At 63.7% G+C, this 25,853-nt stretch carries 22 protein-coding genes and 1 pseudogene; 11 read left to right on the top strand and 12 right to left on the bottom strand.

The window, feature by feature from the left end; genetic code table 11:
- Window positions 1-116: 116 nt before the first annotated feature.
- The 3 genes from prfA to FVD38_RS11310 all read right to left on the bottom strand — a co-directional run bounded on the left by prfA (window position 117) and on the right by FVD38_RS11310 (window position 3,317).
- Window positions 117-1,193 (bottom strand): peptide chain release factor 1, encoded by a 1,077-nt coding sequence (prfA, locus tag FVD38_RS11320; protein WP_123070090.1) that lies wholly within the window; start codon window positions 1,191-1,193, stop codon window positions 117-119.
- 99 nt (window positions 1,194-1,292) lie between these two features.
- Entirely contained in the window at window positions 1,293-2,567 is a 1,275-nt protein-coding gene (gene hemA, locus FVD38_RS11315; protein ID WP_147934910.1) for a glutamyl-tRNA reductase, read from the bottom strand.
- A 60-nt stretch (window positions 2,568-2,627) separates the two neighbouring features.
- Window positions 2,628-3,317 (bottom strand): response regulator transcription factor, encoded by a 690-nt coding sequence (locus tag FVD38_RS11310; RefSeq protein ID WP_123070088.1) that lies wholly within the window; start codon window positions 3,315-3,317, stop codon window positions 2,628-2,630.
- Window positions 3,318-3,541: 224 nt separating this feature from the next.
- Between FVD38_RS11310 and FVD38_RS11305 the strand changes: the two genes are divergently transcribed.
- Complete coding sequence (locus FVD38_RS11305; protein ID WP_147934909.1) at window positions 3,542-4,156, top strand: hypothetical protein; 615 nt, start codon at window positions 3,542-3,544, stop codon at window positions 4,154-4,156.
- A gap of 43 nt (window positions 4,157-4,199) precedes the next feature.
- Here FVD38_RS11305 and FVD38_RS11300 read toward each other — a convergent pair whose 3' ends face one another.
- The 4 genes from FVD38_RS11300 to minC form a co-directional block, all read right to left on the bottom strand.
- Window positions 4,200-4,736: a carboxymuconolactone decarboxylase family protein gene (locus FVD38_RS11300; RefSeq protein WP_147934908.1), complete on the bottom strand. Its 537-nt coding sequence runs from the start codon at window positions 4,734-4,736 to the stop codon at window positions 4,200-4,202.
- Between the two features lie 203 nt (window positions 4,737-4,939).
- Window positions 4,940-5,191 carry a cell division topological specificity factor MinE gene (minE, locus tag FVD38_RS11295; protein WP_005663943.1) on the bottom strand — a complete coding sequence of 84 codons (252 nt, stop codon included), beginning with the start codon at window positions 5,189-5,191 and terminating at the stop codon, window positions 4,940-4,942.
- 1 nt (window position 5,192) lies between these two features.
- Window positions 5,193-6,008, bottom strand: a complete 816-nt coding sequence (gene minD / locus FVD38_RS11290) for a septum site-determining protein MinD (protein ID WP_123070085.1) — start codon at window positions 6,006-6,008, stop codon at window positions 5,193-5,195.
- A 36-nt stretch (window positions 6,009-6,044) separates the two neighbouring features.
- On the bottom strand, window positions 6,045-6,851 hold the full coding sequence (gene minC / locus FVD38_RS11285) for a septum site-determining protein MinC (protein ID WP_147934907.1): 807 nt from the start codon (window positions 6,849-6,851) through the stop codon (window positions 6,045-6,047).
- A gap of 332 nt (window positions 6,852-7,183) precedes the next feature.
- On the opposite strand from minC, the gene FVD38_RS11280 reads away from it, so the two are divergent.
- The 7 genes from FVD38_RS11280 to FVD38_RS11250 all read left to right on the top strand — a co-directional run bounded on the left by FVD38_RS11280 (window position 7,184) and on the right by FVD38_RS11250 (window position 14,800).
- On the top strand, window positions 7,184-8,362 hold the full coding sequence (locus FVD38_RS11280; protein ID WP_147934906.1) for an acetyl-CoA C-acetyltransferase: 1,179 nt from the start codon (window positions 7,184-7,186) through the stop codon (window positions 8,360-8,362).
- A gap of 89 nt (window positions 8,363-8,451) precedes the next feature.
- Window positions 8,452-9,192 (top strand): acetoacetyl-CoA reductase, encoded by a 741-nt coding sequence (gene phbB, locus FVD38_RS11275; protein ID WP_123070082.1) that lies wholly within the window; start codon window positions 8,452-8,454, stop codon window positions 9,190-9,192.
- Window positions 9,193-9,281: 89 nt separating this feature from the next.
- Window positions 9,282-10,613, top strand: a complete 1,332-nt coding sequence (locus FVD38_RS11270) for an amino acid deaminase (protein WP_147934905.1) — start codon at window positions 9,282-9,284, stop codon at window positions 10,611-10,613.
- Between the two features lie 57 nt (window positions 10,614-10,670).
- Window positions 10,671-11,627, top strand: coding sequence for a prolyl aminopeptidase (gene pip, locus FVD38_RS11265; protein ID WP_147934904.1), 957 nt, complete (start codon window positions 10,671-10,673; stop codon window positions 11,625-11,627).
- A 111-nt stretch (window positions 11,628-11,738) separates the two neighbouring features.
- Window positions 11,739-12,221, top strand: a complete 483-nt coding sequence (locus FVD38_RS11260; protein ID WP_109345637.1) for a DUF2721 domain-containing protein — start codon at window positions 11,739-11,741, stop codon at window positions 12,219-12,221.
- A gap of 20 nt (window positions 12,222-12,241) precedes the next feature.
- Window positions 12,242-12,697, top strand: coding sequence for a hypothetical protein (locus FVD38_RS11255; protein WP_147934903.1), 456 nt, complete (start codon window positions 12,242-12,244; stop codon window positions 12,695-12,697).
- A gap of 69 nt (window positions 12,698-12,766) precedes the next feature.
- A complete protein-coding gene (locus FVD38_RS11250) occupies window positions 12,767-14,800 on the top strand; it encodes an NADPH-dependent 2,4-dienoyl-CoA reductase (protein ID WP_147934902.1) in 2,034 nt (677 codons plus the stop codon).
- Between the two features lie 16 nt (window positions 14,801-14,816).
- Here the strand turns inward: FVD38_RS11250 and FVD38_RS11245 are convergent, their stop codons facing one another.
- Together FVD38_RS11245 and FVD38_RS11240 are read right to left on the bottom strand one after the other, a co-directional pair.
- Window positions 14,817-15,938 carry a beta-ketoacyl-ACP synthase III gene (locus FVD38_RS11245; RefSeq protein WP_147934901.1) on the bottom strand — a complete coding sequence of 374 codons (1,122 nt, stop codon included), beginning with the start codon at window positions 15,936-15,938 and terminating at the stop codon, window positions 14,817-14,819.
- 100 nt (window positions 15,939-16,038) lie between these two features.
- Window positions 16,039-17,475 (bottom strand): S41 family peptidase, encoded by a 1,437-nt coding sequence (locus FVD38_RS11240; protein WP_147934900.1) that lies wholly within the window; start codon window positions 17,473-17,475, stop codon window positions 16,039-16,041.
- Between the two features lie 575 nt (window positions 17,476-18,050).
- Between FVD38_RS11240 and FVD38_RS11235 the strand changes: the two genes are divergently transcribed.
- Both FVD38_RS11235 and FVD38_RS11230 read left to right on the top strand, forming a co-directional pair.
- Window positions 18,051-20,126: a M13 family metallopeptidase gene (locus FVD38_RS11235; RefSeq protein ID WP_147934899.1), complete on the top strand. Its 2,076-nt coding sequence runs from the start codon at window positions 18,051-18,053 to the stop codon at window positions 20,124-20,126.
- Window positions 20,127-20,202: 76 nt separating this feature from the next.
- Entirely contained in the window at window positions 20,203-22,287 is a 2,085-nt protein-coding gene (locus tag FVD38_RS11230) for a M13 family metallopeptidase (protein WP_147934898.1), read from the top strand.
- A 71-nt stretch (window positions 22,288-22,358) separates the two neighbouring features.
- On the opposite strand, the gene FVD38_RS11225 is transcribed toward FVD38_RS11230, so the two are convergent.
- The gene (locus FVD38_RS11225; protein ID WP_147934897.1) at window positions 22,359-23,804 is read right to left on the bottom strand and encodes a right-handed parallel beta-helix repeat-containing protein; all 1,446 of its coding nucleotides are present in this window, start codon (window positions 23,802-23,804) and stop codon (window positions 22,359-22,361) included.
- A gap of 544 nt (window positions 23,805-24,348) precedes the next feature.
- Between FVD38_RS11225 and FVD38_RS11220 the strand changes: the two genes are divergently transcribed.
- Window positions 24,349-24,990, top strand: coding sequence for a PEP-CTERM sorting domain-containing protein (locus FVD38_RS11220; protein WP_147934896.1), 642 nt, complete (start codon window positions 24,349-24,351; stop codon window positions 24,988-24,990).
- 84 nt (window positions 24,991-25,074) lie between these two features.
- Here FVD38_RS11220 and FVD38_RS11215 read toward each other — a convergent pair.
- Window positions 25,075-25,494: pseudogene (locus FVD38_RS11215) on the bottom strand (transposase); the annotation flags it as partial.
- Entirely contained in the window at window positions 25,445-25,801 is a 357-nt protein-coding gene (locus FVD38_RS27285) for a transposase (protein ID WP_441294925.1), read from the bottom strand. The pseudogene FVD38_RS11215 and the gene FVD38_RS27285, both read right to left, overlap by 50 nt.
- Between the last annotated feature and the right edge of the window lie 52 nt (window positions 25,802-25,853).

The following is a 25,853-nucleotide window of genomic DNA, read 5'->3' as shown; positions in this document are numbered from 1 at the left end:
CTCAGAACGGGTACCAAGGGGCGAAGCAAGCGCTTATTTTCGCATGAAGCGGCGACGCCCGACGTCGTGCATTTTCAATCTGGCAACTTAACAATGACTTAAGTCAGCTTATTGCCTTAGTCGCCCAGCGCCGCCAGCAGCTCAGCCTGGTGTTCCTGGGCCAGCGCCTCGGTCAGCTCCTTCAGGTCGCCGTCCATGATGAAGTCGAGCTTGTACAGGGTCAGGTTGATGCGGTGGTCGGTCAGGCGGCCCTGCGGGAAATTGTAGGTGCGGATGCGCTCGCTGCGGTCGCCCGAGCCGATCAGGCTCTTGCGGGTGGCCGCTTCCTTCGACTGCTGTTCGCGCAGCTGGGCGTCCTTCAGGCGCGCCGCCAGCACCTTCATGGCCGAGGCCTTGTTCTTGTGCTGGCTGCGGTCGTCCTGGCATTCCACCACCAGGCCGGTCGGCAGGTGGGTGATGCGCACCGCGGAGTCGGTTTTATTGATGTGCTGGCCGCCGGCGCCGGAAGCGCGGTAGGTGTCGATGCGCAGGTCGGCCGGGTTGATGTCGACGTCCTCGACTTCATCCGCCTCGGGCATCACCGCCACCGTGCAGGCCGAGGTGTGGATGCGGCCCTGCGTTTCGGTGGCTGGCACCCGCTGCACGCGGTGGCCGCCCGACTCGAACTTGAGCTTCGAGTAGGCGCCATTGCCGACCAGGCGCACGATGACTTCGCGGTAACCGCCCAGGTCGGACGGCGACTCGGACACCATCTCCACCTGCCAACGGTTGCGCTCGGCGAAACGGGTGTACATGCGCAGCAGGTCGCCCGCGAACAGGGCCGACTCGTCGCCGCCGGTGCCGGCGCGGATCTCGAGGAAGATATTGCGCTCGTCGTTGGCGTCCTTCGGCAGCAGCATTTTCTGCAGCTCGAGCTCCAGGCCCGCCATGCGTTCTTTCGCGGCCTCGATTTCTTCCTGGGCGAAGTCCTTCATGTCGGGATCCTGCAGCAACTCGCGGGCCGCCTCGGTATCCTCGAGTGCGCCCTGGTACTGGCGGTAGACGTCGACCAGCGGCGCCAGCTCGGCGCGTTCGCGCGACATCTTGCGGTAGCTGTCCATGTTCGCGGTGGCGCCTTCGCTCATCAGGAGTTCATCCAGCTCGACGAGGCGGTTGGCGAGTTGGTCCAGCTTGAACAGCATGGAAGGTTTCATGGATAGTCTCGGTATGAAGATGGTCGGATGGCCGCAGGGAAGGGCCGGGTTGCGCGAGCAGGCGCGCATGGCGGGCAGGGCCGCCGGGAGAATCGGGCGCTAACGGCGGCCGCGGAACAGCTGCGGCAGCAGGGTGGCCAGGCGCGCGCGGTCGTCGCCCTCGGCCTGGTGCAGGGCCTGTTGCGGGCCGTGCAGGAACTTGGCGGTGAGGCCCCTGGACAGCGCTTCGAGCACGGCTTCGGCATCGTCGCCGCGCGCCAGCATCTTGCGCGCGCGTTCCAGCTCGGCCTGGCGCAAGGCCTCGCCCGATTCGTGCAGGTCGCGGATCACCGGCACCACGGCGCGGTCGCCCACCCAGTGCATGAAGGACTGGACCCGGGTCTCGATGATGGCTTCGGCCTGGCGCACGGCGGCCTGGCGGCTTTCCATGCCGGTCTGCACCACCTGGGCCAGGTCGTCGACCGTGTACAGGAACACGTCGTCCAGGCGTGCGACTTCGGGTTCGATATCGCGCGGCACGGCCAGGTCGACCATGAACATCGGGCGGTGGCGGCGCGCCTTGACGGCGCGTTCGACCAGGCCCAGGCCGATCAGCGGCAGGGTCGAGGCGGTGCACGAGATAACGATGTCAAATTGCTGCAGGCTGTCCGGCAGGTCGGCCAAGCGGATCGCGCGGCCGTTGTAGCGGGCGGCCAGGGCCTCGCCGCGCTCCATGGTGCGGTTGGCGATGGTGACCGATTTCGGGTTCTGGGCCGCGAAGTGGGCCGCGCACAGCTCGATCATCTCGCCGGCGCCGATGAACAGCACGTGCTGGTCGGCGATGCGATCGAAGATGCGGTGCGCCAGGCGCACCGCGGCGGCGGCCATCGACACGCTGTGGGCGCCGATCTCGGTGGTAGTGCGCACTTCCTTCGCGACCGCGAAGGTGCGCTGGAACATCTGGTGCAGATAGGTGCCCAGGCCGCCGGCAGCGTCGGCGGTGCGCACCGCATCCTTCATCTGGCCCAGGATCTGCGGCTCGCCCAGCACCATCGAATCCAGGCCCGAGGCGACGCGGAATGCGTGGCGCACGGCGTCGTCCTGCGGCAGCAGGTAGAGGTGGGGGCGCAGCTCGGCGTAGTTGAGCGCATGATAATGCGCCAGGAACTGGGCGGAAGCGTCCAGCGGATCGGGCAGCTTGATCGCCGCATACATCTCGGTGCGGTTGCAGGTCGAGAGGATCGCCGCCTCTTCGCCGCCGGTGGAACCCTGGCGCGCGAACCAGCCGCGCGCCGACTGCACCGCCGTGCCGATCTGGTCGGGGGCGAGCGCCAGCTGCTCGCGTAGCGAGACCGGTGCTGTGGTGTGGTTCAGGCCGACGGCAAGCAGTTGCATTTCGGGGGGAGGACGAGGGTCAATGGACGATGGCCATTATACCCTCTTGCCTTCAGGGTTTCAGGCGCCGAGCTTTTCCAGCCGATAGCCATAGCTGTAGACCGGCACAAGGCGGAAGCCGTTCTCTGGCCGCAGATGGAGTTTGTTGCGTACGCGCGAAACGTGGGTGTCCATGGTGCGCGACGGGACGTCGTTTTCGCGGACCCACACCGATTCGTGGATGTAGGCGCGCGACAGCGGGCGGCCGATATTCCTGAAGAACAGCAGCGCCAGCGAGAATTCTTTCTGGGTCACGTCGATCACCGAACCGTCCCTGAGCAGCCGTCCGGGACGGGTCTCGAAGGTGTACGGACCGAACTGCAGCTGCTCGGCGCTGTTCTGCGACGGATAGGCGCGGCGCAGCAGGGCCGAGACGCGCGCCACCAGCTCGCCGCGGCGCAGCGGCTTGACCAGGTAGTCGTCGGCGCCGGCGGTGACGCCGGCGATGATGTCGTCTTCCGCGTTATTCCCGACCAGGAACATCGTCGGCGCCGTGGACGCCAGCTTTTCCTTGGCGCGGCGCAGCACTTCGGCGCCTTCCATATCGGGGACATTCCAGTCCATCACCAGCATGTCGGCACTGTCCTTGCGTAACTGCCCCAATAACTCCTTGGCGCTGTCATACGATTGGCAACTGTGGCCAGCGGCGCTGAGGACCTGGCAAATCAGGTCAGCTTGGGGACGGTCTTGCTCCAGGACGGCGATCTTCATGACGGGCGAAATGTTGTGTGGTTGCCTATGTAGGAAGATTCCTACAAAGTTAAACCAAATATATCAGACTTTCACAAAACGATGCTACTGATAAACTTCGCTCGGACACCAAAAGGTGACATTTGTACTATAAGACTGTTGTGTTAAAGGGACCACGCAGAAAATCTCCCCATAGGCGTAGACTGAATTTTATATGTCATTCAGATAATGTAGAGGGGGAAATTATGTTGTTTACGCGCAAAAACATCACTGTGACCGAGGATCGCGTGCCCGTCAGCGGCGCCGAGATCGACCTTACCCGCACCCGCTGTCTGGCCCTGGTCAAGAAACGCGCGGCCATTTCGGCGGCGGTGGCCGCGGTGCCGGTGCCCGGCCTCGACCTGCTGGCCGACATCACGGGTTTCGCCGCCCTGGTCGACCAGATCAATGCCGAATTCGGCCTCACCCAGAAGCAGATCGAGCGCCTGCACCCGCGCATGCGCGTGATCGCCTACAAGGCGGCGGCCTCGGTGGGCGGGATGCTGGTCGGCAAACTGGTCACGCGCGGGGCGGTGGCGCGCCTGTTCCGGGTCGTGGCGGGCCGCATGGCGGTCAAGACCACGGCCAAGATGGTGCCGCTGGCCGGCCAGATCGCATCGGCGGCGATCGGCTACACGCTGTTCAAGCGGATGGGGGCGCAGCACGTGGAAGCCTGCGTGAAGGTGGTGCAGGAGCTGGAGCGGGCCGAGTCCGCGGGCGAGGCGCCGCAGCCGGTGGAGGAGAATGACGACACGACCGCCACGCCGGTCAATGGCGGGGCGGTCAGCGGGCCGGCGAAGGAGCCGGTGTTGGTGATGTAACGTGAGGTTGGCGGAACCTTGGGAGGCCGAGCCTCCCACAGGTTCAAGCCACCTTCGGAAAATCGACCACCGTATCGTTGATCCGGTTGAACAGGTTCGTCAGGGTGATCGCCGTGATCGCCAGGGTGAGGTCGACGATCTGGGCATCGCTCACGCCGGCCGCCTTCACCGCCTCGACCACGCCTGCATCCACAGTGCCGCGGGTCGTCACCAGGTGGCGCGCGAACTCCGCCAGCGCATCTTCACGGGCATTGCCGGTGGCCTGGCCCTGGCGCACGGCGGCCAGCGCATCGGGAGGCAGGCCGGCCATCTTGCCCATCAGGCTGTGGGCGGCCACGCAGTAGTCGCAACCGTTGACGGCGCTGACCGCCAGCTTGATGACTTCGATATCGCGCGCCGACAGCGTGGTTTTCTTGAGGCTGGCGTCCAGGGCCAGCACCGATTCCAGGACCACCGGGCTGTTGCTGCCGATGTCGCGGTAGGCGTTGGGCACCTTGCCGACGGCGCCCTGGATGGCGCTGAACAGTTGGGCGGCGGCGCCGGTGGCGTCCGAGACGGGGTGGGAGGCGAGACGGGTCATGGTGAAGCTCCTTGTCGAAAGTTCGTTGGGTTTGGCTGGCTGTCCGATGTGTTGCAGCCATGAACCCAGTATAGGCAGGGCCATCGATACTTTGAATGCTCGGACTCGACTAATAATTGCCCGATCGTCTCACTCAAGAGATGCTTGCCACAAAAGAAAATGCCCGCACGCGGCGGGCATCGTCGGGCGAAGGGCGGCGCAGGTCAGGTATCCGGCAGCACCACGTTCACGTCCAGCACTTCCAGGTTGCCCTGGCGGTCGAGCGAGACCTTGATGTCGTCGGGATTGACCTTGACGTACTTCGAGATCACCGCGATCAGCTCCTGGTGCAGGGCCGGAAGGAAATCCGGACCGGCGCGGTTGGTCCGTTCGCGTGCGATGATGATCTGCAGGCGTTCCTTGGCGGCTGTCGCGCTCTTCTTTTTTTCAGGGAAGAGGAATGAAAGCAATGCCATATCACTTGGCTCCGAAAATGCGCTGGAAGATGCCCGGCTTTTCGTAGTTGGTAAAGCGCAGCGGGCGCTCTTCGCCCAGGAAGCGCGCGACGACGTCCTCGTAGGCATCGGCCACATCGGTGCCCTTGAAATGGATCGCCGGGTTGCCCTGGTTCGAGGCGTGCAGCACCGATTCCGATTCCGGAATGATGCCGATCAGCGGGATGCGCAGGATTTCCTGCACGTCCTGGTAAGACAGCATCTCATCGGCTTCGACGCGCTTCGGCGAGTAGCGGGTGATGAGCAGGTGTTCCTTGACCGGCTCGCTGCCGCTCTGGGCGCGGCGCGACTTGGCCTGCAGGATGCCCAGGATGCGGTCCGAGTCGCGCACCGACGAGACTTCCGGATTGGTGACCACGATCGCCTCGTCGGCGAAGGTCAGCGCCATCAGCGCGCCGTGCTCGATGCCGGCCGGCGAATCGCAGATGATGAACTCGAAGTCCATCTTGACCAGGTCGTTGAGTACGCGTTCCACGCCTTCTTCGGACAGGGCGTCCTTGTCGCGCGTCTGCGAAGCCGGCAGGATGAACAGGTTGTCGCAGTGCTTGTCCTTGATCAGCGCCTGGTTCAGGGTCGCTTCGCCGTTGACGACGTTGATCAGGTCGTAGACCACGCGGCGTTCGCAGCCCATGATCAGGTCGAGGTTACGCAGGCCGACGTCGAAGTCGATCACCGCCGTCTTGTGGCCGCGCATCGCCAGGCCGGTGGAGAAGCTGGCGCTCGAGGTCGTTTTGCCCACACCGCCCTTGCCGGACGTCACAACAATAATTCTTGCCACAAAAAAGTCCTTTACAGTATCTGTTCAGTTCGGGGATCAGGCGCGGGGTGCCGGAGCCAGCGATTGGATGTCGATCCGGTCACCCACCAGCCGGATCTGCGTTGGCTGGCGCGACAGGTCGGATGGAAAACCTTCGTCGAACGTGCGGTACACACCGGCGATCGAGACCAGCTCAGGCTGCATCGACAGCGCGAAGATGCGCGCGTCCGGATTGCCGGAGGCGCCCGCCAGTGCGCGGCCATTGAGCGGCGCATACACGTGGATGCTGCCGTCGGCGATCAATTCGGCGCCATTGTTGACCACCGCGGTGACGATCAGGTCGGTGCCGCGCGCATAGATGCGCTGGCCGGCGCGCACCGGGGTGTCGATAATCATCGGCACGACGGCCGGAGCCGGGGCGGAGGCAGCGACCGCTTCCGGGGCCGGTGTCGGCGCGGGCGCCGGTACTGCCGGAGCCGCGGGCGGCGCCGATTCGGGCGCGGCAGGGGCCGGTGGCGGGGCCGCATGGCCGCCGGCGCGCACGCCGCTCGAGCCGTCGTCCAGCGCCAGGCCCTGGGCCCGGATCGCTTCCACCATCGGCGGGCTGGCGCCGCGCACGGCGACCGCGTTCAGGCGGTATTTCTTGAGCAGGGACACCAGCGCCGCCCAGTCGAGTCCCGGCGCTTCGGGCGCGATCGCGGCCACGTCGATCACCGCGAACTCGTCCTCGAAGAAGTCCGATACGCCCCCGGTCATCTGCTCCAGCGCGGAGTCGATGGCTTCCGGGTCGGCCGAGTGCAGGATCGTGGAAATGGCAACGACCGTGGAAATCTTGATTTCGATGGGAAGCGTGGTTTTAGGCATAAAGCGGTGTAGTTGGCGTTGCGCTTGTGCATTCTACTGTGAAAATTGTAGAAAGGGACAGAAGCGCACGCATCATTCCTAACAGAAATTGAACGTTTGTCAGCAACCAAAAATTAAGTCATGCGCTAGATCAAACACGCACGATTGGCGTGTTGTTTTTGATGAATAAACTGCTAAGATTGCTGATGCTTTAACAGCAGCATGGGCTCCTCATTCCGTAACTTGAGGTTTTTATCGATCCCATGCACAAAGCCCGCCATCGCAGAATGGCGCGCCGAGTCCGAGGGAATTCTGTATGTTGCCGGCCACGGCCGGCTGAACGGAGATTGAACATGGAAGACGTAGTCATCGTCGCCGCCGGTCGTACGGCCGTCGGCAAATTCGGCGGTACCCTCGCCAAGATTCCGGCCGCCGAGCTCGGCGCGCAAGTGATCAAGCACCTGCTGGCCAAGACCGGCATCGCCCCCGAAACCGTCAGCGAAGTCATCATGGGCCAGGTGCTCACCGCCGGCGTGGGCCAGAACCCGGCGCGCCAGGCCGTCATCAAGGCCGGCCTGCCGGACATGGTGCCCGGCTACACCATCAACAAGGTCTGCGGCAGCGGCCTCAAGGCCACCCACCTGGCGACCCAGGCGATCCGCTGCGGCGACGCCCAGATCGTCATCGCCGGCGGGCAAGAGAACATGAGCGCCTCGCCGCACGTGCTGGCCGGCTCGCGCGACGGCTTCCGCATGGGCGACGCCAAGCTCACCGACACCATGATCGTCGACGGCCTGTGGGACGTCTACAACCAGTACCACATGGGCGTCACCGCCGAGAACGTCGCCAAGAAATACGAGATTTCGCGCGCCGAGCAGGACGAATTCGCGCTGCAATCGCAGCTGAAGGCCGAAGCTGCTCAAAAAGAAGGCAAGTTCAAGGACGAAATCATCCCGGTCGAGATCGTGACCAAGAAGGGCACGACCGTCTTCGACACCGATGAATATCCCAAAGCGGGCAGCACGCTCGAGGCGCTGGCCGGCCTGCGTCCGGCGTTCAACAAAGAAGGTTCGGTCACCGCCGGCAACGCTTCCGGCCTGAACGACGGCGCCGCCGCCGTGATCATGATGAGCGCCTCGAAAGCGAAAGAGCTGGGCCTGACCCCGCTGGCGCGCATCAAGGCCTATTCGTCGTCCGGCCTCGACCCGGCGATCATGGGCATGGGCCCGGTGTCGGCCTCGCAGCTGTGCCTCAAGAAAGCCGGCTGGACCCATGAAAACGTCGACCTGATGGAAATCAACGAAGCCTTCGCCGCCCAGGCCATCGCCGTCAACAAGCAGATGGGCTGGGATACGTCCAAGATCAACGTCAATGGCGGCGCGATCGCCCTGGGCCACCCGATCGGCGCTTCCGGCGCCCGCGTGCTGGTCACCCTGCTGCACGAAATGATCCGCCGTGACGCCAAGCGTGGCCTGGCGAGCCTGTGCATCGGCGGCGGCATGGGCGTGGCGCTGGCGGTCGAGCGCGACTGACGACAGCCTGATGACGGTAGCGACGGCCCGCCTGGCGGGACCGTCGGTTTCAAGCGGTATGAAGTGACACAATAAAACTGGAGAAGACAATGGCTCGAGTAGCATTAGTAACCGGCGGCATGGGCGGCCTGGGCGAAGCGGTGTGCATCAAGCTGGCCGCATTGGGATATCAGGTCGTCACCACTTTTTCGCCAGGCAATACCAAGGTCGACTCCTGGCTCGGCGCCATGAAGGAGCAGGGCTATGACTTCAAGGCCTATGCCTGCGACGTGGCCGACTACGACGCGGCCCAGGAATGCGTGCGCCAGGTGATCGCCGACGTCGGCCCGATCGACGTGCTGGTCAATAACGCCGGCATCACCCGCGACATGACTTTCAAAAAGATGGACAAGGTCAACTGGGACGCCGTGATCAAGACCAACCTCGATTCCGTGTTCAATATGACCAAGCCGGTCTGCGACGGCATGGTCGAGCGCGGCTGGGGCCGCATCATCAATATTTCGTCGGTGAACGGCCAGAAGGGCGCCTTCGGCCAGACCAACTACTCGGCGGCCAAGGCCGGCATGCACGGCTTCACCAAGGCGCTGGCGCTGGAAGTGGCGCGCAAGGGCGTGACCGTCAACACCATCTCGCCCGGCTATATCGGCACCAAGATGGTGATGGACATCCCGAGCGAAGTGCTGGAAACCAAGATCATTCCGCAAATCCCGATGGGCCGCCTGGGCAAGCCCGAAGAAGTCGCGGGCCTGGTCGCTTACCTGTCGTCGGACGAGGCAGCATTCGTTACCGGCGCCAATATCGCCATCAATGGCGGGCAGCATATGTCCTGATCCTTCGGGACGAACCACGAAGCACCGCTGCGGCGGTGCTTTTTTTACGCCGATTACAATAGACGACCACCTTGCTATCGGAGCCGATCATGCACACCTTGCCCCACGGCGGCCTCGCCCTGTCCAGCCTCGACGAACAGTTGCTGCTCCCCGGCGCCAAGGGCTTGCCGCTGCGCGAACCGCTGCGCCAGGGCGCGATCGGCGTGCAGGGCTGGAACGTATTGCGCGGCGATACCAGCTACCCGGTCGCCGTGCTCAAGGAATCGAGCCTGCGCCACAACCTGGCCTGGATGCGCGATTTTTGCGAGCGCCACGGCGTCACACTGGCGCCGCACGGAAAGACCACGATGAGCCCGCAGCTATTCGGCGCGCAACTGGCCAATGGCGCCTGGGGCATCACCCTCGCCACCGCGATCCAGGTCCAGGTGGCGCACCGCTTCGGCGTGCGCCGCGTGCTGCTGGCCAACCAGCTGGTGGCGCGCAGCGACATCGAGGCCGTGCTGGCCCTGCTGCATGGCGATCCGGATTTCGAGTGCATCGTGCTGGCCGATTCGCAGGCCGGCGTGGCGCGCCTGGCGCAGGCGGTCGCCGCGCACAGGCTGGCGCGTCCGCTCTTGGTGCTGGTCGAGCTGGGCCTGGCCGGCAAGCGCGCCGGCTGCCGCACGCCGCAGGAAGCGATGGAGGTGGCGCGCGCCATCGCAGCGGCCGACGGCCTGGCGCTGGCCGGCTTCGAGGGTTACGAAGGCCTGCTCGTCAGCGACGACCGCGCCGCCGACCTGCGCCAGGTCGACGATTTCCTGGCTGGACTCGTCGACCTCGTGCGCGGCGCCGATGGCGAGGGCCTGTTCGCCACGCCCGAGATCCTGGTCTCGGCCGGCGGCTCATCCTATTTCGACCTGGTGGCGCGCGGCTTCCAGGGCGTGGACGGCCTGTCGCGTCCGCTGCGCCCCATCCTGCGCAGCGGCTGCTACCTGACGAGCGACCATGGCATGTACCGCCGTCATATCGACGAGCTGAATGTGAGGGAAGGCTTGCAGGAAGGGTTACGGCCGGCGCTCGAAGTCTGGAGCATGGTCCAGTCGCGTCCCGAGCCAACCCTGGCCATCCTCACCATGGGCAAGCGCGACGCTTCCTACGATGCCGACCTGCCGATCCCGCTCTACACGGCGCGCCCCGACGGCGCTGCGGATGGCGATACCGCGCCGGCCGCGCTGCCGCCCGGCTGTACGATCTTCAAGATGAACGACCAGCACGCCTACCTGAGGTTGCCGGACGGCGACCCTTTGTGTGAGGGCCTGGCGGTCGGCGACCTGGTCGGCTGTGGCATCTCGCATCCGTGCACCACCTTCGACAAGTGGCCGCTGCTGCTGGCCGTGGACGACGCCTACACGGTGCGCTACGCGCTCAATACCTTCTTCTAAAAGCAGCTGTCGGTACGCTACAATCGGCTTCTTGAATCACTGCCAACAAGAGCCGCCATGCCCGTCACGCCGCCGTCGCTGTTCCCGCCGATCCAGCCCATCCGCCACGGCATGCTGGCGGTCGACGAAACGCACACGATCTACTGGGAAGAAGTGGGCAATCCGGACGGCATCCCGGTACTGTTCCTGCACGGCGGCCCCGGCGCCGGCCTGTCGCCCCAGCACCGCCGCTTCTTCGACCCGCGCGCCTACCGCGTGATCCTGTTCGACCAGCGCGGCGCCGGCAAGTCGACGCCGCTGGGCGAGTGGCGCAACAACACGACCCAGCTCCTGATCGAGGACATCGAGCGCCTGCGCGCGCTGTTCGGCGTCAAACAGTGGCTGGTGTTCGGCGGTTCCTGGGGCTCGACCCTGGCGCTGGCCTATGGCCAGGCCCATCCCGAGTGCTGCCTGGGCTTCGTGCTGCGCGGGATCTTCCTGTGCACCCAGGCCGAGGTGGACTGGTTCATCAACGAGGTGCGCTGGTTCTATCCCGAGCTGTACGAACAATTCGTGGCCCCGATTCCGCAGGAAGAACGGCACGACCTGCTCAAGGCCTACGCACGCCGCCTGCTGTGCCACGATCCGGACGTCTACTGGCCGGCCGCGCGCGCCTGGAGCCGTTTCGAGGGCCGGCGCGTCTTCCTGCTGCCGCAGCCCGAGGAAGTGGCGAACGATACGCTCGACCTGGGCGTGGGCCGGCTCGAATCGCACTACATGCTCAACGGCGCCTTCCTGGAAGAAGACCAGCTGCTGCGCGACCTGGGACGCATCGCCCACCTGCCGGCGGTGATCGTGCAGGGCCGCTACGACGTGATCTGCCCGCCGCTGTCGGCCTGGCGCCTGCACACGGCGTGGCCGGGATCGAAGCTGGAGATGATCGCCGACGCCGGCCATGGCGCGCTGGAGGCGGGGATCGCGCGCGCGCTGGTGGCGGCGACCGAGCAGTTCAAGCGCCTCGGCCGTTTCGAATGAGGGTTATGGTGCTGACGGCTGCTACACTACGCTTATGCGGTTGAACGCGTGGACGGGGAACCCGTCCACCCTACGCACCAGGCACATCACAACAATTCGAAACGTGTTCTTATGAATATCCAGATCAGCGACATCGGCCATGTCATCCAGCTGGCGATCGCGCCGGTTTTCCTGCTCACCGGCGTGGCCACCAAGCTGACCGTGCTGACCAACCGGCTGGCGCGCATCATCGACCGCACGCGCGTGCTCGAGGACCGGCTCAAGGTCAGCCCCAACGCCGAGTTCTCCAGCGAACTCGAACTGCTCTACCAGCGCTCGCACCTGATCAACTTCGCGATCGCCTCCAGCACCGCCTGCGGCCTGCTGGTGTGCGTGGTCATCGCGATGCTGTTCGCGGGCGATACCACCGGCATTCCGCTCGACCAGTACATCGCCGCCTGCTTCGTGTTCGCGATGATCGCCCTGATCAGCAGTTTCGTCTATTTTTTGCGCGAGATCTTCATCGCATCGAAGTTCATGCGCATGCAGCACCAGGCCATCATGATGCTGCAATCGCCACCGCCGCCGCCACCATCGCCGACCACCCAGCCTTGAATGCGGTAAGAAAGAATCCCATGCACGACTACCAACGCCCTCCGACCCTGCACCGCTACGCGCTGCGCACCGAACTCGAAAACGCGCTCAAGACCGGCCAGTTCCGCCTCGAGCCCAATGGCGGCTTCCTGCACGTCGCGTTTTCCACCGTCTGGGACAAGCGCCTGTTCGACATCATCACGCCGAGCGACGCCTGCCTGGTGATCCACAATACCGAAGAATTTGGCGAACGCCTGCACCGCGCCGTGCAGCGTATGCTGCCCAACTGGGCCGGCATCGACGGCGCCATCGAGTACGGCAACCGTTCGCCGCTGGGCGCGGCCTTTACCAAGAGCCTGGGCCAGGCGCGCGAAAAGGAATGGCAGTTCGCCTGGCGTCCGATGTCGCCCGGCGCCAGCCTGAACCCGGTGGTGGTCAGCATCGGCAGCATCGAAAGCTTCGCCGAACTGCGCGACCGCGAAAGCCACCTGGCTTGATGCCGCAGCGCGTCCCCTGATTCAGTCGTTTAGACGCACGACTCCAGAAAATCGCGGTGTAATGCCGCGATGACTACAGCTACCTATCCTCACCTGCTTGCGCCGCTCGACCTCGGTTTCACCACCCTGAAGAACCGCGTGATCATGGGCTCGATGCACACCGGGCTCGAAGACCGCTTCTACAACTACGGCAAGCTGGCCGCCTTCTACCGCGAACGCGCGCGTGGCGGCGTGGGCCTGATCGTCACCGGCGGCATCTCGCCCAATCGCCAGGGCTGGCTGCTGCCCTTCGGCGGGACCCTGAACTCCCTCTTCGACGTGCCCAACCACCGGCGCGTCACGCGCGCCGTGCACGAGGAGGGCGGCAAGATCCTGATGCAGATCCTGCATGCCGGCCGCTACGGCTACCAGCCTTTCGTGGTGTCGGCGTCCAGCATCAAGTCGCCGATCTCGCGCTTCAAGCCGAAGGCCCTCACCGAGGCCGGCATCGAATCGACGATCCGCGCCTACGTGCGCTGCGCAACGCTGGCGCGCACCGCCGGCTACGACGGCGTCGAGATCATGGGCAGCGAGGGGTATTTGCTGAACCAGTTCCTGTGCGCGCGCGCCAACCGCCGCACCGACCGCTGGGGCGGGCCGATCGAGAACCGCATGCGCCTGGCGGTCGAGGTGGTGCGCCGCATCCGCGCCGCCGTCGGCCCGGATTTCATATTGATGCACCGCCATTCGGTGCTCGACCTGGTCGAAGGCGGCAATACCTGGGACGAGATCGTGCTGTCCGCCAGGGCGCTGGAAGACGCCGGCGCGACGATCCTGAACACCGGCTATGGCTGGCACGAGGCGCGCATCCCGACCATCGTCACTTCGGTGCCGCGCGCCGCCTTTGCCGAGGTCGCGGGACGGCTGCGCAAGGAAGTCGGCATCCCCGTCGTGGCCTCGAACCGCATCAATATGCCGGCCGAGGCAGAAGGCATCCTGGCGCGCGGCGACGCCGACCTGGTGTCGATGGCGCGGCCCTTCCTGGCCGACGCCGATTTCGTCGCCAAGGCCGCCGCCGGCCGCAGCGACGAAATCAATACCTGCATCGCCTGCAACCAGGCCTGCCTGGACCATACTTTCTCCAATAAGCGCGCGACTTGCCTGGTCAACCCGCGCGCCTGCTACGAAACCGAATTGGTGTTCCGCAAGACCGCTACGGTGCGCCGCATCGCGGTGGTCGGCGCCGGGCCGGCGGGCCTGTCGGCGGCGACCGTGGCGGCCGAGCGCGGGCATCGCGTGACCCTGTTCGACGCCCAGGACCGCATCGGCGGCCAGTTCAATATCGCGATGCGCATTCCGGGCAAGGAGGAATTCGCGGAGACGATCCGTTATTTCGGCCGCCGACTGGAATTGTTGGGTGTCGACCTGCGCCTGAACTGTCGGGTTACGCGCGAGGAATTGCTGGCCCAAGGCTTCGACGACGTGATCGTGGCGACCGGCATCCGCATGCGCAAGCCGGCGATTCCCGGCATCGACCATCCGATGGTCGCGAGCTATATCGACGTGCTGCGCGATGGCCGTCAGATCGGTGCGCGGGTGGCGATCATCGGCGCCGGCGGCATCGGTTTCGATACCGGCGAATTCCTGGTGCACGATCCGCGGGTAGCGCTGCCGGTGCCGGCGGCGCACTGGCTGAAGGAGTGGGGTGTCGATCCGACGGTGGCCACGCCCGGCGGACTGGCGCCGCCCGTGGCGCCGCACCCGCCGCGCCAGGTCTTGCTCCTGCAGCGCAAGACCACGCGGCCTGGCGCCGGCCTGGGCAAGACCTCGGGCTGGGTGCACCGCGCCACGCTCGCGCGTAACGGCGTGACCATGCTGGCCGGCGTGGGGTATGACCGCATCGACGACGCCGGCCTGCACATCACGGTCGGGGGCGAAGCGCGCCTCCTCGAAGTCGACAATGTGGTGATCTGCGCCGGCCAGGAAAGCTTGGCGGAATTGATGCCGGCCGAAGGCGCCACGGGTGGACCGCGCTTCCACAAGATCGGCGGCGCGGCGCTGGCGGCGGAGCTGGATGCCAAGCGCGCGATCCGCGAAGGGGCGGAACTGGCGGCGCGGCTGTAAGCCGCGCCGATGTGGGTTACTTTTTGCGCACCACCACGCAACCGATCGAGTAACCGGCGCCGAACGAGCAGATCACGCCATTGGCGCCCGCCGGCAGGTCATCCTGGTATTTGTGGAAGGCGATGATCGAGCCGGCCGACGAGGTATTGGCATAGCTGTCCAGGATCACCGGCGCCTCGCCTGGCTCGGCGTCGCGGCCCAGCAGGGTGCGCACGATCAGCAGGTTCATGTTCAGGTTGGCCTGGTGCAGCCAGTAGCGCGCGACGTCCTTCGTTTCCAGGCCGGCTGCCGTGAGCGTGTCGGCGATGGTGGCCGCCGCCATCGGGCAGACTTCCTTGAACACCTTGCGGCCCTGCTGGCGGAACAGTTTATCCGGCTGGCCGATGCCGGCTTCGTCGAAGCGGTTCATGAAGCCGAAGTTGTTGCGGATATTGTTCGAGAAGCTGGTCTTGAGGCGGCTGTCGAGGATTTCCCACTGGTGCGCGCCGCTTGCCGTCTCCGCGGCCTCGATCACGAGCGCGGTGCAGGCGTCGCCGAAGATGAAATGGCTGTCACGGTCGCGGAAGTTCAGGTGGCCGCTGGTGATTTCCGGGTTCAGCACCAGCACCGCGCGTGCGCGGCCGTTGCGCACCGCGTCGACCGCGGTGGCGATGCCGAAGGTGGCCGAGGAGCAGGCCACGTTCATGTCGAAGCCGAAGCCGTCGATGCCCAGCGCTTCTTGCACCTCGACCGCCATCGCCGGATAGGCGCGCTGCATATTGCTGCAGGCGACCAGCACCATGTCGATGTCCTGCGGCGCCTTGCCGGCGCGCGTCAACGCGTCGCGCGCGGCGGCCACGCACATCTCGGCCTGCACCGAGATCTCGTCGTCGGCCCGTTCCGGGATGCGCGCCGTCATGTGGCCCGGGTCCAGGATGCCGCTCTTTTCCATCACGTAGCGCGACTTGATGCCCGACGCTTTTTCGATGAAGGCGCTGCTCGACGGTTCCAGCGCCGTCACTTCGCCCGCCGCGATTTGCGCGGCATGCTCCTGGTTGTGCAGTTCGACATAGGCGTTGAAGGCTGCCACCAGCTCGTCGTTCGAGATGGAGTGCGGTGGGGTGAACAGGCCGGTGCCGCTGATGACGACAGGTTTCATATTCAGCAAACTTTCAGGGAAAATAAGCACGGTTGTGCGCAAGATGCGCCGATTCTACACGCTCGGCGCATACCTGGGAATCGGCTGCCGCAGGGACTGTTCAGTCGCTCTTGGGCCCATGCTGGGCCAGCGTGGTGGAGGGCTCGGCGCGCCTGGACAGCACCACATCCTGGCCCTTGAGATGGCGCAGGGCCTGGGCCAGCTGGAAGTCGTCCGCGCTGCCGTAGTCGAGCGGCTTGCGGGTGCGCGCCTCGGCCAGCAGGCGCATCTGCTCCTCGATGTCGTCCTCGCGCGTGGCCACTTCTGGCCCCGAGCCGTTCGACAGGTGGTGCTGCAGGTCGGCTTCGCGCATGCGCAGGGCGTTCAGGCCGTCGCCTTCCAGGGTTTCGTCGACCGGGAAGTCGGGCACGATGCCGCGCGCCTGGATCGAGCGCCCGGCCGGGGTGTAGTAGCGCGCCGTGGTCAGCTTGACGGCGGCGTCGCGCCCGATCGGGCGGATGGTCTGCACCGAGCCCTTGCCGAAGGTCTGGCTGCCCAGGATGGCGGCGCGCTTGTAGTCCTGCAGGGCGCCGGCCACGATCTCGGAGGCCGAGGCCGAGCCGGTATTGACCAGCACCACCATCGGCAAGTTCTTGAATGCCGGCGGCAGGGTGGCCAGCGGATCGGCGCCGCTGCGCAGCATGTAGAACTCGGGCCGCGCGTAGAAGCGCTGGCGCGAGTCGGCCAGCTGGCCGTTGGTCGACACGATCTCGGCGTTCTTGGGCAGGAAGGCGGCGGCGACGCCGATCGCGCCCTGCAGCAGGCCGCCCGGGTCGTTGCGCAGGTCGAGCACCAGGCCTTTCAGGTCCGGGTCTTCGCGGTACAGCGCCTGCAGCCGGGCCGCCATATCGTCCACCGTCGGTTCCTGGAATTGCGCGATGCGCAGCCAGGCGTAGCCCGGTTCCACCATCTTCGCCTTGACGCTTTTTTGTACGATCTCGCGCCGCTCGATGGTGAAGTCGAGCGGCTCGGGCGCGTCCTTGCGCGCGACCGTGAGCGTCACGCGCGTGCCCGGCTCGCCGCGCATGCGCTTGATGGCGTCATCGATCGGCGTGCCTTGCACCGGGTGGCCGTCGATGCGGGTGATCAGGTCGCCCTCCTTGATGCCGGCGTGGTAGGCCGGCGAATCTTCCATCGGGGTGACGATCTCGATATAGCCGTCCTCGCTCACGGCGATCTCGATGCCGACGCCGACGAAGCGGCCCTCGGTGCCTTCGCGCAGCTCGCGGTAGGCGCGCGGATCGAGGTAGGCCGAATGCGGGTCGAGCGAGGCGACCATGCCGGCGATCGCCTCGGACAGCAGGGCTTTATCTTCGACCGGCTCGACATAGGTGGACTTGATGACGCCGTAGACGTCGGCCAGCTGGCGCAGCTCGGCGATCGGCATGCTGGCGTCGACCGGCGGCTTGAAGGCGAGGGCCGAGAATTGCATGGTCAGGCCGACCCCGGCGACCACGCCCAGGCCGACGAGGCAGGAATTCTTGAAGGTGGAACCCATGGTGTTGATCCGTTGAGGCACGCGTTGCGCACGGAACCGGCAGGCGCGAGCTTATGCCTGAGGTAGCGCAAGGCCAGTATAAACCGGTTCGTGCGCGGCTGCGGGCGGCGGCGCAAAAGCTATTAATCTGGAAACACGGCGGGGGAGGGGGAGGGGAGTTGTTGCACCCGGTCTTACGATGGTAAGCAATTGTAAGAGTAGAAGAGCGTGCTGATGAGGCAGCCTATAGTTGGAACCAGTTTTTCTCTCTCTCCACTCTTGAAGTGGTCTTTGCCCGAGGCCTCCACCGCGGGCTTTTTTCTTTCCGGTCCCGTTTTCGCACATGGTGCGAGCTAGTCGGCTGCCTCTGCGCAGATTGTACATTCCCCGTCGCCGGACACGGGCCGCACTTGTCACCCTGTTGTCATCTTCCAACACATGCATACGCGAAAACACATGTGTGCCGTGTATCGAAAAGTAAAAATCCGTGCTCTGGCAGCGAGGTTTATTGCCTAACCGCTAGAATGATTTTTTGCCGACCATCCGGCCGGAACCGATTCACCCCTGCAATCGCACTGCAAGTAAGGATTTTTCCCGTGAAGCGACACCTCCTGAGCACCCTGACCCTGTCCCTGATGACTGCATTCGCTGCGCCGGCCATGGCCGCCGACGCTGCGCCGGCCACCGCCGCCACGGCCGCCGCGCCGGCCGGCGTCATCTCGGGCATCGACACCCAGTACATTGACACCAGCGTGCGTCCGCAGGACGATTTCTTCACCCACCTGAACGGCAAGTGGCTCAAGGAGACCGAGATCCCGAGCGACCGTTCGAGCTGGGGTACCTTCATGAAGCTGCGCGAAGACACCACGCCGCAGCTGCTGGCGATCATCGAGGCGGCGCAGAAAGATACGGGCGCCAAGGCCGGCACTGAAACGAAGAAAATCGGCGACCTGTACGCCAGCTTCATGGACGCCGAGCGCCGCGAAACCCTGGGCTACAAGCCGCTGACCGGCGAGCTGTCGCGCATCCGCGCGCTGAAGGACAAGAAGGGCATCCCGGCCCTGGCCGCCCACCTGGCCAAGATCGGCGTCTCGAGCCCCTACGGCATCTACGTCGGCCAGGACATGCGCGAGTCGACCAAGTACGCCACCTACATCAGCCAGAGCGGCTTGGGGCTCCCCGACCGCGACTACTACCTGAAGCTCGACGACGCCAAGCTGGCCGAAGTGCGCGCCAAGTACCAGCAGCACGTCGAGAAGACGCTCCTGCTTGCCGGCGAGAAGAACGCCGCGGCCCAGGCCAAGGCCATCGTCGACTTCGAGACCGAGCTGGCCAAGGTGCAGTGGACCAAGGTCGAGAACCGCGACCCGGTCAAGCGCTACAACAAGATGAGCGTGCTTGATCTGACCAAGCTGGCGCCGGGCTACGACTGGAAGGCGGCCCTGGGCGCGGCCGGCGTGGGCAACAAGCTGGACTACATCATCGTCAACCAGCCGAGCTACTTCAGCGGCTTGACTGAACTGCTGGCGAAGACCGACCTGGCGACCGTCAAGTCCTACTTCGAATGGCAGCTGCTGCGCGAATACGCGCCCTACCTGTCGAAGGCCTTCGTGGACGCGGACTTCGCCTTCTACGGCACCGCGCTGACCGGCGTGACCGAGCAGCGTCCGGACTGGAAGAAGGGCGTGGCCACCGTCGAAGGCGCGCTGGGCGAGGCGCTCGGCAAGCTGTACGTGAAGGAGCACTTCCCGGCCGAACGCAAAGAACGAATGGAACAGCTCGTCAAGAACCTGATCATCGCCTACGGCCAGTCGATCGACAACCTGGAGTGGATGAGCCCCGCGACCAAGAAGGAAGCGCGCGCCAAGCTGGCCAAGTTCACGCCGAAGATCGGTTATCCGGACAAGTGGCGCGACTATTCGCGCCTGAACATCAAGCGCGACGACCTGGTCGGCAACGCGATGCGCGCCTCCACCTTCGAGTACGAGCGCAATATCGGCAAGCTGGGTAAACCGATCGACCACACCGAGTGGGGCATGACGCCGCAGACCGTGAATGCGTACTACCGCAGCACGATGAACGAGATCGTGTTCCCGGCCGCGATCCTGCAGCCGCCGTTCTTCGACATGCGCGCCGACGACGCCGTCAACTATGGCGCGATCGGCGCCGTGATCGGCCACGAGATCGGCCACGGCTTCGACGACAAGGGCAGCCAGTCGGACGGCGACGGCAACCTGCGCAACTGGTGGACCGCCGAGGACAAGACCGCGTTCAAGGCCCGCACCGACAAGCTGGTCAACCAGTTCAATGGCTACAGCCCGCTGCCAGGCTATAACGTCAACGGCGAACTGACCCTGGGCGAGAACATTGGCGACAATGCCGGCCTGGCGATCGGCTACAAGGCCTACCAGATCTCGCTGCACGGCAAGCCGGCGCCGGTGATCGACGGCCTCACGGGCGACCAGCGCTTCTTCATGGGCTGGGGCCAGGTGTGGCGTTCGAAGATGCGCGAAGCGCAGCAGATCAACCAGGTCAAGACCGATCCGCACTCGCCGGGCCAGTTCCGCGCCAACGGCACCGTGCGCAATATGGCCGAGTTCTACAAGGCCTTCGACGTGAAGCCGGGCGACAAGATGTACCTGCCGCCTGAAGAACGCGTCATCATCTGGTAATCTGGTCCACATGACGGGCCGGCGTCATGAGCGCCGGCCCGTTTTGCATTGCACTCACAACAAAGAGAGAGAGAACATGAAACGTCATCTGTTCAGCGCTGCCGCACTCGTGCTGGTAGCTTCGTTCGCGCACGCCGAATCCGGCGCCGCCGCCCCCGCCACCCCTGCCACCGCCGCCAAAGCCAATGCAGGCAAGGTGGGAGTCGCTTCGGGTATCGCCACCCAGTACATCGATGCCGGCGTGCGTGCCCAGGACGACTTCTTCGCCCACCTGAACGGCAAGTGGCTCAAGAGCGTCGAGATCCCGGCCGACAAGTCGACCTGGGGCGCCTTCCACCAGCTGCGCGACGACACCCTGCCGCAGCTGCGCGCGGTCATCGAAAAGGCGGCCATGGAGCGCAGCGCCGCCAACGGCACCGAAGCGCGCAAGATCGGCGACTTCTACGCCAGCTATATGGACGAAGCGCGCCTGGAACAGCTGGGCGCCAAGCCGCTGGCCGGTGAACTGGGCAAGATCGCCGCGATCAAGAACAAGAACGAGCTGCCGGCCATGTTCGCCCACCTGGGCCGCATCGGCGTCAACGTGCCCTTCGTGTTCTTCATCCACCAGGACGCCAAGGATTCGACCAAATACGTGGCCGACCTGTACCAGGCCGGCCTGGGCATGCCCGACCGCGACTATTACCTGAAGCTGGACGACGCCAAGCTGGCCGACACCCGCGCCAAGTACCAGCAGCACGTCGAGAAGATGCTGGCGCTGGCCGGCGGCAAGAATGCCGCGGCGGATGCGAAAGCCATCGTCGAGCTGGAAACCGAGCTGGCCAAGGTGCAGTGGACCAAGGTCGAGAACCGCGATCCGATCAAGACCTATAACAAGGTTGAACTGGACAAGCTGGCCGCGCTGGCGCCGGGCTACGACTGGCAGCAATGGCTGAAGGCTTCGGGCCTGCAGGGCAAGGCCGACTACCTGATCGTCAGCCAGCCGACCTACCTGAAAGGCTTCGCCGATGTTCTCGGCCGCATGCCGCTGGAGACGTGGAAAGCCTATCTGCAGTTCCAGACCGTGAACGGCTACGCCAACTACCTGTCGAAGGCCTTCGTCGACCAGCGTTTCGCCTTCAACGGCACCACCCTGGCCGGCATCCCGCAGCTGGAACCGCGCTGGAAGCGCGGCGTCTCGACCCTGGAGTCGAGCCTGGGCGACGCGGTCGGCAAGCTGTACGTGGCCAAGCACTTCCCGGCCGAGCGCAAGGCGCATATGGAAGTCCTGGTCAACAACCTGCTGGCCGCCTATAAGGAGTCGATCGACACCCTGGACTGGATGAGCCCCGCGACCAAGAAGGAAGCGCAGGCCAAGCTGGCCAAGTTCACGCCGAAGATCGGCTACCCGAACAAGTGGAAGGAATACACCGCGCTGACCGTCAAGCGCGATGACCTAGTCGGCAACGTGATGCGCTCGCGCGAAGTGGAATACAACCGCGAACTGAACAAGCTCGGCAAGCCGATCGACCGCGACGAGTGGGGCATGACGCCGCAGACCGTCAACGCCTACTACAACCCGGAACTGAACGAGATCGTGTTCCCGGCCGCGATCCTGCAGCCGCCGTTCTTCGACGCCAACGCCGACGACGCGGTCAACTACGGCGGCATCGGCGCCGTGATCGGCCACGAGATCAGCCACGGCTTCGACGACCAGGGTTCGCAGTACGACGGCGACGGCAATATGCGCAACTGGTGGACCGAAGAAGACGGCAAGCGTTTCGGCGAGAAGACCCGCGCGCTGATCGCGCAATACGCCGCCTTCAGCCCACTGGAAGGCTATAACGTCAACGGCGAACTGACCCTGGGCGAGAACATCGGCGACAACTCGGGCCTGGCGATCGCCTATAAAGCCTACAAGATCTCGCTGAAGGGCAAACCCGCGCCCGTCATCGACGGTCTCACCGGCGACCAGCGCTTCTACATGGGTTGGGGCCAGGTGTGGCGCACCAAGATGCGCGAGCCGGCGCAGATCGCCCAGATCAAGACCGATCCGCATTCGCCGGCGCAGTACCGCGCCAACGGCACCCTGAAGAACCAGCCGGGCTTCTACGAGGCGTTCGGGGTCAAGGCGGGCGACAAGATGTACCTGGCGCCGAAGGATCGCGTGATCATCTGGTAAGCATTCCTCGGATGCATAAAAAAATGGGCCGCTTACGCGGCCCATTTTTCATGCGGCGGTCGATGCCGGTCTTACTTGGCCAGGCTCGAGTAGCTGCAGGACTTGTAGACGCCAGTCTTCGGATTGCCGAAGACCGTGCTGTTGCAGGGGGTCTTCGCAGTGATGACCTTGGTGTTGTAGTAGCCGGGAGCGCCGAAGCGCACTTCACGGGTGCCGGTGAAGGAGCAAGTACCGCCTTCGGGCGCACAGACCTTCCAGGTGACCGGGGCGGCCGGGACCGATGGTGCCGGGATCGAAGGCGATGCCGTCGGGGCTGCGCTCTCATAGGCGCCGATATCCAGTGCACCCGAGGCCGGACGGGTCTCGCTGGCTGCCGTATGCTTGTACTGTGCGGTAGGCACCAGGCTGAAGCCGGATGCCGATTTGCCCGGCGCGGTAGCAGCATTGATCACGAGCGCGTTGGCGGTAGGACGCAGGTCGTACTGCGCACGGTTGAGGAAGCCTGGCGCCACAGAGCGGAAATTGCTTTTCTGAACAGCGCTTGCCTGGCCGGTCACCGTACCCGTACCACCGAAGATATTGTTCTGAATCAGGGCTGCCTTCGTCACCTTGCCACCGATCAGCACGAACGTTCCACGCGAGCTGTCGTCGTTCAAGAAGGTGTTGTTGACCACGTACAGGTCTTGCCCTGGGTTGGTCGCGCCTTCCAGTCCATAGGCCAGCATGCCCGGATTGTTGTGAGCCGACGGCTGATGGATCACATTCCCGATCACATACGATGTGCCGCCGTTCGGCAGGTCGATCTCGTAGCTCGGTTTGCCGCTCTTGGTCGAACCGGTCTGGCCGGACGGCGTGCTCGAGAAGCGGTTATAGGTAATCGTGTTGAGCTTGGCGCGCGATTTCAGGTTGTGGCCGACGTTGGCGTCGTGCGAGTAGTTGAAGCGGAACACCAGGCTGGCGATATTGCCGATGTACAGATTGTGCGAATAGCCATCGCCATACCCGTTGTAGCCGAACTCGCTGTACTCGATCACGACATTGCTGTTGGCATTGGCGCCGGACAGGATGCCGTTTTGGTTATCGTGCAGGAAGGATGAGCGCAGGGTGAAGTTGGTGCCTTCCAGGCGCAGTGCGGCGCCGTTCTTGTCCGGGACCTTTGCGCCGTACATCTCGACGTTCTCGACCTTGATATTGTTGCCCTTGACGACCCAGATCGCCTTGCTTTGGGCATTCTTGCCGGCGGCATCGATTTTTGGACGGCCATTGACGCCGCGGATGGTCAGGTCACTGGCGGAGATGGCGCACACGTCGCCACTATAGGTCTTGCCTCCCTGGATCTCGATGATATCGCCGGCCTTGGCCTTGGCAAAGGCGGCGCAGGGCGCCGCGTAGGTCTTGCCCGGACCCACCGACAGGGTGGCGGCCGAGGCGCTGCCTACGGCTGCCAGCGACATCAGCAGCGCGGCGTTCAGGCGGAAGACATGGTGTTTGGTCGACGCAGAGTTGCAGAATTGCATGATATTTATCCTGTAAAAAATTCCGCTTGGAATTTGTTCCGGTTGGAAAGTTTTGAAGGATACGATGTTTATGAGGGCCTACTTGTAACTAATTGTGACAGTGCATTATGGAAATATTTAACAAATATACATTCACGAACATGTCTGGAAACTATTTCTTGCAAGGATTTTTGGAAGCAGAGTTGTCGTCTATGTATTCACTGCTTATTTCTTCTAGAAAAATTTGAATATATGATTCCAGAAAGATCTGGATAACAAAGGCAGATTTTCGAAAATGCGGGATGAAAGTCCATCGCTGGACAAGGTACGGGCTAGGAAGGTGCTGTGGATGGCCTAGGGAAGGGCGGAACGAAGTTCCTTGAGAAAATCGAACCGGTGGTTTGAAAAAGGTCTCTACTAAAAGCTGATGTCGGAATAATTTACAGGGGATGCCTGCCAGCAATTGGTGCGTAGCGCTAATTATTTGATTTTTATCGATAAATTTCTTATCGGCACGAAACTTGCATTGATGTTAAACATAGCATTTTCATACTAAGGGGAAACCGTGCGTAAATTTATTGGATCGATTCTTGTTGTCATGGCGACAATGGGGCTGGGAGCGCAGGCTGCTGTTGCCGCACCGCTCGTCGCAGCTGGCTCCACCTATTCCTTCTATCTGCAAGGCTATGAAAGCGATAATGCCTATAGCGCTGTTGCCACATTCGATGGCGTGGCGGAACAAGGTGTTCGCAACACCGGTGCGTTCACGGTGAACGAGTCCGAAACCGATCTTGGCAATGGTCAATCGCTCATCAGTATACAGATTCGCAGTACCGGTGATTTATTCCCGTTCCTGGGAGAAACTGCGATCTACGGTATCGGCCTTTTCGATTTTCCGCTGATGCTGACCAGCGCGGTTTCCCTGTACGAGGCCCGTGTTTCTTTCCTCGACGCCGGTAATAAAGTGCTGGTCGACAGCGGAAATCTCGCCGGTGATGTTTATCAGAATAATCCCTGGGACGGTTATTTCCCGGCGACGAATGACGCCTTCGGTACCGAGGGAGTGGGCGGACTCGGCGTGCTGGGAATTAACTTCGATATCTTCGTGAGCACTGAATCGGCCGAAGTTCCCGAGCCGGCCGGCGCCCTGTTGATGGGGCTCGGCTTGATGGCCATGCTGACCATGCGCCGTCGCCGTCCGCACTAATCGAAATTAGTTTATTGCTGGGTTGTGCTGCAACAACGTTCATGATCTTTGAAACAAAAAAGCACCCAATCGGGTTAATGCCGTTCAGTTAAGGTCCCGCTTCAGGACACGAACGGTGTAGCGCTGAGGCAAGGCCTTTACGGCCCGGTCGATTTTTCGGCCGGGCCGTTCTTCATTCAAGAGCATTACCAAGCGCTGGCGCAAACGCTGCATCAAGGCGGGCAACTTGCCGTAGGACCGCGTCACGGCTGCCCAGTGCAGTTCGTACTGGATGACGTGGAAGGCGCGGATAAAGCTAATCTCGGTCGGCTCACATTTCACTTCCAACGCTGCCTTAGCTATCTCAAGCCGTATCAGATTGTAGGCAGTCAGTGTGCCCCAGATTTCCTGGTAGACGCCTTCGACGGTACGGCTACGCAGAGTGAGCGCCATACCCATCATCGTCTGCTTGAGTTCACGATAGCTCGTCTCGATCTGCCAGCGCTGCGTGTAGCAGGCCGCGATGNAGCCGTATCAGATTGTAGGCAGTCAGTGTGCCCCAGATTTCCTGGTAGATGCCTTCGACGGTACGGCTACGCAGAGTGAGCGCCATACCCATCATCGTCTGCTTGAGTTCACGATAGCTCGTCTCGATCTGCCAGCGCTGCGTGTAGCAGGCCGCGATGTCCTTGGCCGTATAGCGCTTGGTGTCGAAAAGCGATGTCAGCAGGATGTGTTTGCGAGCGCTTTGGTCGATGATTGTGATGGCACGGACACGCCAGGTTTCAGGCAGACCAGGGCATTTCTTGCGTGCCTGGGGCGACACGCGCATCTCGATAACCGCATCGTCAGGTGTGCCGCCGACTACTTCCCATTTGGTGTTG

The organism is Massilia arenae, from assembly GCF_008014745.1.
In the GTDB taxonomy this organism is placed as follows: Bacteria; Pseudomonadota; Gammaproteobacteria; order Burkholderiales; family Burkholderiaceae_D; genus Telluria; species Telluria arenae.
The sequence above is the reverse complement of the archived record's forward strand: the minus strand, read 5'-3'. Positions and strand labels throughout refer to the sequence as shown.